8 protein-coding genes and 1 pseudogene are annotated in these 8571 nt (G+C 49.1%); 8 read left to right on the forward strand and 1 reads right to left on the reverse strand.

The genetic code is table 11. The annotated features are described in order from the left end of the window. Window positions 1-173: 173 nt before the first annotated feature. On the reverse strand, window positions 174-629 hold the full coding sequence (locus Q0231_RS00140) for a pilus assembly protein N-terminal domain-containing protein (protein ID WP_269392891.1): 456 nt from the start codon (window positions 627-629) through the stop codon (window positions 174-176). A gap of 329 nt (window positions 630-958) precedes the next feature. Here Q0231_RS00140 and Q0231_RS00145 point away from each other — a divergent pair, with 329 nt between their 5' ends. From Q0231_RS00145 to Q0231_RS00180, 8 genes and pseudogenes are all read left to right on the forward strand, one after another. Beyond that, window positions 959-1129, forward strand: coding sequence for a Flp family type IVb pilin (locus Q0231_RS00145; RefSeq protein ID WP_269392890.1), 171 nt, complete (start codon window positions 959-961; stop codon window positions 1127-1129). Between the two features lie 167 nt (window positions 1130-1296). Next, a complete protein-coding gene (locus Q0231_RS00150; protein WP_269392889.1) occupies window positions 1297-1806 on the forward strand; it encodes a prepilin peptidase in 510 nt (169 codons plus the stop codon). A gap of 152 nt (window positions 1807-1958) precedes the next feature. Then, the gene (cpaB, locus tag Q0231_RS00155) at window positions 1959-2885 is read left to right on the forward strand and encodes a Flp pilus assembly protein CpaB (protein ID WP_299343538.1); all 927 of its coding nucleotides are present in this window, start codon (window positions 1959-1961) and stop codon (window positions 2883-2885) included. A 12-nt stretch (window positions 2886-2897) separates the two neighbouring features. After that, the gene (locus Q0231_RS00160; RefSeq protein ID WP_299343540.1) at window positions 2898-4328 is read left to right on the forward strand and encodes a type II and III secretion system protein family protein; all 1431 of its coding nucleotides are present in this window, start codon (window positions 2898-2900) and stop codon (window positions 4326-4328) included. 29 nt (window positions 4329-4357) lie between these two features. Next, window positions 4358-5617 carry an AAA family ATPase gene (locus Q0231_RS00165; protein WP_269392886.1) on the forward strand — a complete coding sequence of 420 codons (1260 nt, stop codon included), beginning with the start codon at window positions 4358-4360 and terminating at the stop codon, window positions 5615-5617. Between the two features lie 27 nt (window positions 5618-5644). Continuing rightward, complete coding sequence (locus Q0231_RS00170) at window positions 5645-7126, forward strand: CpaF family protein (protein WP_269392885.1); 1482 nt, start codon at window positions 5645-5647, stop codon at window positions 7124-7126. A 3-nt stretch (window positions 7127-7129) separates the two neighbouring features. Beyond that, a complete protein-coding gene (locus Q0231_RS00175; RefSeq protein ID WP_299343543.1) occupies window positions 7130-8110 on the forward strand; it encodes a type II secretion system F family protein in 981 nt (326 codons plus the stop codon). Window positions 8111-8140: 30 nt separating this feature from the next. Next, window positions 8141-8571, forward strand: a pseudogene (locus tag Q0231_RS00180) (type II secretion system F family protein); the annotation flags it as partial.

Raw genomic sequence — 8571 nt, forward strand, 5'->3', positions numbered from 1 at the left:
GCCCGGCGTGAAAACAATGTTCTGAAGTTCCTAATCAAAGCCAAATCCAAAATCCAATAGCCAGGCGCTTAGTTACTCATTGTCGCAAGAGATCATTACTGTTCCCTTGCTTTAGGCCTTTGAATACGATTCAATTTCTTCCATCAAAATGCAGGCGCAAGGGCAACAAAGCTCTATTCGTCAGCTCTTTCAGCTGTCGCCAGCGAAGCCACAACATCCTCAACATATTCGGGATGGTCGCCACCAAGCGCTGTTGGTTGACAATTTGGAGCACATGAAACTGATGTCTTAACGGTGCCTTGAAAAACAGTAACAAGGTCCGTGCTGCCAACGCTCACATTGATAATGAGATCCGCAATAGGGTTCCCCACTGCGTCCAAGGCGATCAGATTCGTCGAACCATACCCTTTGCCGGTCAGAACCAGTGTTCTTGGGTCTTGAATCGTAGCGTCAGCAATCACAGGGTTGCCAATAACGACTGTGGATGCTGCAGATGGCAGACGCAAAATGCGCGCCATATTCATCATGACACTGATCTCGCTTTGAGAGTCGGCAGCCATTGCTGCGGTTGTCATCGCGATCCCCAGAGCACTTGCGCCTAACCCGGCGACGAACTTTGCAAACGTCATGATTTACCTAACTGTAACTATAAACTCACCATCAACATGCACAATAATGGTGAACAAATGGCAAATACGCGGGGCCGCTTTGTTGAAATTGGCAAAAAACTGCAGTGAAACCCCAGCTTTTCTATACATGCTCGTGTTTTAGTTACTTCTCATTAACCATATGAAGTAACTGTTTGGTAATCATAAGTACTTCAACAGTTGTTTGGCTGCCGTTGCTTGTACAAATTAATGAAATTTCAAGAAAGCGGGCATAGGTTGATCCATGAGTTCGGTGGTGAGGATCGAACAGCATTTATTGTCACGTTGTGGCAGGAGCAAGGAGCAACATAATGAATTTGGTAAAAAAGTTTCTAAATGACGAGTCTGGCGCGACAGCAATTGAATATGGTTTGATTGCAGCACTTATTTCAGTCGTTATTATCACTGCAGCAGGTCTGTTGGGTAAAGAGCTGACAACTGTGTTTACAAACATCACAAACGCGTTGAAGCCAGCTGCTTAATTGGCACAAGCCAATCGATCGCCCTAGCGCGACCGTTTCAGCAAGGTATTTTGAGAGGGGCACACTGCCCCTCTTTTTTTGTGACTTTAATGCTCTTTACGTTGGAATAACCATTGGCGGCTAAACAGTATAACTTGAAACAAGAGTTTTAATGGAAGACCAGTCAAATGTTGATGTCAGCCCTTGCCGTCATTTTCCCATTGTTAATGGCATTTTCCGCAGCCTATGATTTGCTGACGATGCGCATTCCAAACTGGATTTCATTAGCGCTTTTGATCACTTTCTGCATATGCGCCGTGGCAATCGGAATGCCTTTGGACATCATGGGCATGCATTTTGCCGTCGGGTTGGGCGTGCTCGTGGGAGCGTTCTTGTTGTTTATTCCTGGGTGGATTGGTGGAGGCGATGCAAAGCTCGCTGCGGCCATTGGCTTGTGGATGGGCACAGAGTTTGCCCTGCAATTCCTACTGATCGCAACTTTCTTGGGTGGTGTTCTTACAATTGCACTGCTGTTGTTCCGCGCGTATTTTCCAGTCGTTTGGTTGCCGAAAGCAGAGTGGTTGGTCCGTTTGCACAACAAAGAAGTTGGCGCACCATATGGTATAGCGCTCGCTGCAGGCGCAATGTTTGTATATGCAAATACACCCCTGTTTGATGCTCTAACCTCCAACCTTTAGGTTTTGGCGCAACTCATTGGCTCTATTTAGTTTCTATTAAGACTAATTCACAAGGCTCGGTTAACCAAGTTTTGACCCTTTGAATAGATACTGCCCCAAAAGCATTGTGTGATTTCTGCGCGATGTGATGTTTCAACCGGGGTGTGAGTTTGATGAAACCGGCGCGTATTGTACTTTTGGCTGTTGCACTTGGTGCGGGTGGCCTCGCTGCATTTTTTGCAGTTAGTGGCGGATCTAACAAAGAGACAATTGAAGTTGCTGCTCCTGTTGTTGAGCGCACGAAAGTGTTGATCGCAACACAAACCATTGGCATTGGCCAACGTGTAAGTCCTGACATGCTCGATTGGCAAGTTTGGCCAGAGGACGGGTTGCGGCCCGAGTTCATTACCAACACAGCTTTGCCAGACGCCCCAAGTCAACTTGATGGTGTGGTCGCGCGCTTTGAAATATTCAGCGGCGAACCCGTACGTGAAGCAAAACTGGTGCGCGCAGACCAAGGATACCTTTCAGCTGTCATCGGGCAAGGCATGTTGGGCGTTTCAGTCACGGTTACCCAAGAGTCTGGCGCAGGCGGTTTTATCGTGCCAAATGACCGTGTCGATGTAATCGTCACCCAGCCAACTCCATTTGGCGATACATCGCAAACCATAATGACAAACGCCCGTGTGTTGGCCATTGGGTCTCGGCTCGGTGAAAAAGGCACTACCGGCGAAGGAGCCGGTGAAGGTGAAGTTTTTGAAGGGGATACCATTGCAACGCTTGAGTTGACCCCTCAGCAAGCCGAAACAGTGGTCAATGCGCAAAAAGTGGGCGAACTGTCTCTGGCGCTTCGCTCTGTCATTGATTTTGCAGATGGCCCCGCAGCAGATGCGCTTGGGAACAATTCGACCATACAATTCATTCGTGCGGGCCAATCGGTTGCGTCGCGTGTCAGCATTCCGCAGACGCAAGAGCAAGCCGGGCCGGCAACGACATCAAGTGTCAAAATGCCGATCTTTTCTTCAGTATCAAACAATAGTGCAAGTCAGAGTTCTGGCGGCAATGCGGACGATGGGCAAGCCCCACCGTTGTTGCAGTAGGAGTAGAATGAAATGTTGAATACACGTTCCATTGCAACGCAAACTGTTCCGGCTCCTTTTGCATTTGGCCGCATAACAATGATCTTGACGATGCTGTTTGCAATGATGCTGGCGTTGATGCCAACGGCATTTGCTGCATCAGGTCAGTTGCGCATTTCGCATAATCAAGTCGGTAAAGAACAACGCGTCGAAATTGGCTTGAACAAATCCTTCGTTGTCGAGCTTCCTGTGTCTGCAAAAGAGGTCATTGTTTCAAACCCGCAAGTCGCCTCTGCGGTGGTACGCACAAAGCGTCGCGCCATTATTCAGGGCGTAGGCATGGGCGAAACAAACATCTTGTTCTTGGACGATCGGGGCACACCCATCATCGTTTTGGATGTTACGGTGCAACAGTCCAGCAAGGGGCTTGAAGGCACAATTGCTCGCCTACTGCCTGGCAGCGCAATCAAAGTGCAAACGCTCAACGGTAAACTTGTTTTGTCCGGCACAGCGCGCAGCGAAGACGACATGAAAAAAGCTGTAGCGATTGCTGGCCAATTTGCTGAAGACAATGACACGGTTGCAAGCGTCATTTCAATTGATGGTGCGCAACAGGTCATGCTTAAAGTCACCATTGCAGAAGTTCAGCGCGAAACAGTCAAACAACTTGGTATCGATTTGAGCACCACACTGAGTGTTGGTGGGCTATCAACCACACTGGTAACAGCACCTGGTCTAGGTGGTGTATCAAATGTTGTGGCACCAAACTCTGTAAAATCGGGCTTCTCACTCGGCAATTTGTCAGTTGAAGCCACCGTCAAGGCGCTGGAACGCCGTGGCGCAATTCGCATGCTCGCAGAACCTGTTTTAACCGCCATTTCAGGCGCCAAGGCTGAGTTTTTGGCAGGTGGCGAATTCCCTGTACCAACAGGGTATAAGGACGGTGAAGTCACATATACGTTCAAGAAGTTCGGCGTGGAGTTGGCCTTTACACCAACCGTCCACACAGGCAACGACATCTCTATGGAAGTCGAAACGAATGTGTCCGAGATCAATGCCGAAGGCGGCTACACGGTTGGTCCCGTCAATATTCCTGCAACCAAGGAACGAAAAGCCAGCACATCTGTTAGGATGCGGGCAGGTTCGACATTGGCAATTGCTGGCTTGATTGAAGAAAAACATCGCCAGCGCTTCAATGAAGTCCCTGGCTTGGGCAAAATTCCAATTCTAGGCACTTTGTTCCGCTCCCGTGACTTTATCCGGGCCGAAACAGAATTGTTGGTCTTGGTTACGCCTTACCTCACAGAAGCAGGTAGTGCCCAAGACTACACTTTGCCAACGGACAAATTCACGATGTCGGACGATGCAGCAGCATATTTTCTTGGCCACATGGAAGAAATGTATGGTGTGGGCGGCGAGAAAAACGGCAGCCTGCAAGGCTCCATTGGCTTTGTCTTAGATTAATAAATTCGGATTGAATTTGGAGTGTTTTAATGAGTGAATATGACAGCGATCCGAACGGTGTAGAGGCCACGTCAATTGCTGGCGCGCGTCTAGTTCCGCACATCACAATACAAGCGTTTTGTGAAAATGCGAAAACCGCACAAATGATCGAGCAAGCAGCATCAGACCGCCGGATGAATAAGGTGGCGCTAACGACCCACAATGGCGGCATTAGCGCAGCCATTGAGATCTATCGGGTCAACCCCACGCCCAACCTAATAATCCTTGAATCCTCGCTCGCCGCGCATGAGTTGATTGACAGTTTGAACGAACTTGCTGGGGTATGTGATGCATCTACACGCGTGGTCGTCATTGGTCATCAAAACGACGTAGAACTCTATCGCAAGCTGATAAGGTTTGGCGTTTCTGAGTATCTGGTTATGCCAATTGAGAGTTCAGTCTTGGTTGACACCATTGCTGAACAATTTGCCTCAGAGAGTTCAGCGCCAATCGGCAGAACCATTGCATTTATGTCTGCAAAAGGCGGCGCAGGTTCGTCCACTATTGCGCACAATACGGCTTGGGCAATTTCACAAACCGTGCGCCGCGATGTCTTGATCCTTGATATGGACCTACCGTTTGGCACCGCGGGTCTAAATTTCAATCAAGAGCCGCCACACGGTTTGGCCGATGCGGTATTCTCAAAAGACGTTGTGGATGATGTGGTCATTGACCGTTTGATGTCCAAATGCGCCAATCATGTGAACTTACTCACAGCACCGGGCACATTGGACCGTGACTATGACTTCGAGGAGCGCTCATTTGAGCAAATCGTCGAGATTTGCCAGAACAATGTGCCATTAGTCGTTTTGGATCTGCCCCACGCGTGGAACGCTTGGATACGCCATACGCTTTCAACTGTTGACGAAATTGTCGTTGTTGCCGAACCGGATCTCGCGAATTTGCGCAACACCAAGACAATTCTGGACAAGCTAAAAGAACTACGTCCCGATGAGTCTGAGCCAATTCTAATGTTGAACAAAGTTGGTGTGCCAAAACGGCCAGAAATTGCGGCCAACGAATTTGGCACTTCAATTGACGCAGAGTGCTTTGGCCAAATTCAATTTGACCCAGCCCTTTTCGGTTCCGCAGCAAATAATGGGCAAATGATCGCAGAGATCAACGCCTCTCACAAGATCAATGAGATCTTCACCAATCTGGCGCTTAAGACAACCGGCAGATCTGACCAAGGTGGCACTCAGCAAGGCGGCGTCATACCGGGTTTGTTGAGAAAGTTGAAGCTCGCTTAGCACTGAAATCATTGAGTAAGGTTTTTTATGTTCGGGAAACGCACAAGCTTTGGGGGAAATACAAATGGCGCGGCGCCGGCTAAGCCGCAGCCTGTTGCTGCCCCAAAACCAAAGCCAGCCGTCGCGGCACCTGCATCAACGACGCCCAAAAAAGCGCCTCGCGTGCAAGCCGAACCGGTAATGGATGTTAATAGCGACATCAAAAGCCGTGATGCGGATTCAGAATATTTCAAAACCAAGTCTTCTGTGTTCAATGCGCTGATCGACAGTATCGATCTTAGCCAATTGGCAACGATGGAGATTGAGTCTGCACGCGAAGAAATTCGCGACATTGTCTCCGAGATCATCGCACTGAAATCTATTGTAATGTCGATTTCTGAGCAGGAAGACCTGTTGGAAGACATCTGCAATGACGTGTTGGGTTATGGTCCGCTGGAGCCACTTCTCGCGCGCGACGATATCGCCGACATTATGGTCAATGGCGCTGCAACCACTTATATCGAGGTGGACGGCAAGGTTCGCCTTACCAACGTTCGTTTCCGCGATAACGCTCACTTGATGAACGTGTGCCAACGCATTGTGAGCCAAGTCGGTCGACGCGTTGATGAAAGCAGCCCGATCTGTGATGCGCGTCTGCCAGATGGATCGCGGGTAAACGTAATTGGGCCACCGCTGTCAATCGATGGCGCGGCTCTCACCATTCGTAAATTTAAGAAAGACAAACTCACCCTAGATCAACTGGTCAAGTTTGGATCGATCTCGCCCGACGGCGCAGAAATTCTGCAAATCTTGGGCAAAGTTCGCGCAAATGTTTTGATTTCAGGGGGAACGGGTTCAGGCAAAACAACATTGCTGAACTGTTTGACTGCCTTTATTGAATCCGACGAACGGATCATTACGTGTGAAGATAGTGCTGAACTGCAACTGCAACAGCCGCACGTTGTTCGCCTTGAAACCCGTCCGCCAAACCTTGAAGGTGAAGGCGAAATCACCATGCGTGATTTGGTTAAAAACTGTCTGCGTATGCGCCCTGAACGCATCATCGTGGGTGAGGTGCGTGGTCCAGAGGCATTCGATTTGCTCCAAGCCATGAACACCGGTCACGATGGGTCCATGGGTACATTGCACGCTAACTCTCCACGTGAAGGCCTATCCCGTCTTGAATCCATGATCACAATGGGCGGCTATTCATTGCCTTCAAGAACAATTCGCGAAATGATCGTGTCCTCGGTTGATGTGGTTGTTCAAGCCGCCCGCTTGCGTGATGGCTCACGTCGAATAACCCATGTTTCTGAAATCATGGGCATGGAAGGCGATGTGATCGTTACCCAAGACATTTTCGTCTATGATATTCTTGGTGAAGATGCCAATGGCGATCTCATTGGACGTCACCGCTCTACGGGTATCACCAAACCAAAATTCGCGGAACGTGCGCGCTATTATGGCGAAGAGTTGAACTTGGTTGAGGCGCTGGAACGTGCCAACGCCGAAGAAGCTGGAGCGGCCTAGCCAATGCCACCTTTTGTTCTGATATTGCTGACATTCGTTGCCCTGGGGGCTGTTGGTTTGGCGTTTGTGCCCGGCGTTGTGGGCGGTGGTCGCACCAACAAACGCATCAAGGCGCTAACTGTTGGCGAACGCACTCAAGGTCGAAAGAATCGTGTTGATCCAACAAAAGCGCGAAACGAGCGTCGCAAGTCCTTGCAAGACATTCTGGATGCACAGAGCGAGCAAAACAAAAAGAACAAGAAGGTGTCGCTTAAAAAGCGCCTCGCACACGCAGGTATGCGGATATCTGTTGGAGGCTTTTGGCGTAATTCTATGATTTTTGGCGCAATGGTGTTCTTGCTAACTTGGATGTTGGGTGTGCCACTTTTGTTTGCCACCATTTTTGGCGCAGCTGGCACCTATGTGGTGCCAATGTGGTACGTCAAGCAACGTACCAGAAAGTATCAAACTAAGTTCCTTGACGAGTTTCCCAACGCCGTTGAATCCATTGTACGTGGTGTTAAAGCAGGTATGCCGCTGAATGAATCGATGAAAGTTGTAGCGAGTGAATCAAAAGAGCCCGTGAAAACCGAATTTACGCGCATCATTGAACAGCAGGCAGTGGGTAAAAACGTCGCCGAAGCGGTACCAATTTTGTTTGAACGGCTGCCTATTGCTGAAGTAAACTTTTTCGTTGTGGTGATCACCGTGCAACAGCAATCTGGCGGTAACCTGTCAGAGGCGCTTGGGAACTTGGCAACCGTTTTGCGTAATCGTAAAAAAATGAAGGCAAAGGTGAAGGCTGTTTCTTCTGAAGCCAAAGCCTCTGCGGGTATCATTGGGTCACTCCCATTTGTGGTCTCGATTCTGATCTCATTGGTCAGCCCGACCTACATGGTTCCCCTATTCTCAACGCCCACGGGCAATATGTTTCTGGGCATCGCTGCAATCATGATGTCTTTCGGTGTGTTCGTTATGCACAAAATGATTCAGTTTGATTATTAGAATGTTGCGTGAATTGAGTAAGGAATTCCAATGGATTTCGTAGGCCTTGTTACCAGTTCAGACTTTATCGTTTCAGTCCTTGCGGCTGTTTCTGTTGCTGCGATTGTGTTCACGTTCGGTGCGCAATTCTCTGACAATAAGGATATGAAGTCGCGCATCAAAAAAGTTGCGGTGGAACGCGAACGTTTGCGCGTGGAAGAGATTTCCCGCTTGCGGGGCGAAGACAAGCATGCGCGCCGGATTGCGGACAATTCGAATACTGTTAAAAACATCGTGGAACGCTTTTCGCTGAAAAAAGCATTTGCCGACGACAAAACAGCGCTAAACTTGGCACGTGCTGGTTATCGCGGGCCTGCAGCAATTACTACATTTGTGTTCTTGCGTTTTGTGGTGCCGATCGGCATGACCGTTTTTTCGCTTTTGTATTTCGTTTTTATCTTCAATAAAGAAGGCCCTCTCTT

The sequence above is a fragment of the uncultured Maritalea sp. genome (genome assembly GCF_937139385.1).
GTDB classification, from domain to species: domain Bacteria; phylum Pseudomonadota; class Alphaproteobacteria; order Rhizobiales; family Devosiaceae; genus Maritalea; species Maritalea porphyrae_A.

Coding starts and splice junctions, on each gene's coding strand:
- Q0231_RS00140 (WP_269392891.1), bottom strand. CDS start 629: ATGACGTTTGCAAAGTTCGTCGCCGGGTTAGGCGCAAGTGCTCTGGGG.
- Q0231_RS00145 (WP_269392890.1), top strand. CDS start 959: ATGAATTTGGTAAAAAAGTTTCTAAATGACGAGTCTGGCGCGACAGCA.
- Q0231_RS00150 (WP_269392889.1), top strand. CDS start 1,297: ATGTTGATGTCAGCCCTTGCCGTCATTTTCCCATTGTTAATGGCATTT.
- cpaB (WP_299343538.1), top strand. CDS start 1,959: ATGAAACCGGCGCGTATTGTACTTTTGGCTGTTGCACTTGGTGCGGGT.
- Q0231_RS00160 (WP_299343540.1), top strand. CDS start 2,898: ATGTTGAATACACGTTCCATTGCAACGCAAACTGTTCCGGCTCCTTTT.
- Q0231_RS00165 (WP_269392886.1), top strand. CDS start 4,358: ATGAGTGAATATGACAGCGATCCGAACGGTGTAGAGGCCACGTCAATT.
- Q0231_RS00170 (WP_269392885.1), top strand. CDS start 5,645: ATGTTCGGGAAACGCACAAGCTTTGGGGGAAATACAAATGGCGCGGCG.
- Q0231_RS00175 (WP_299343543.1), top strand. CDS start 7,130: ATGCCACCTTTTGTTCTGATATTGCTGACATTCGTTGCCCTGGGGGCT.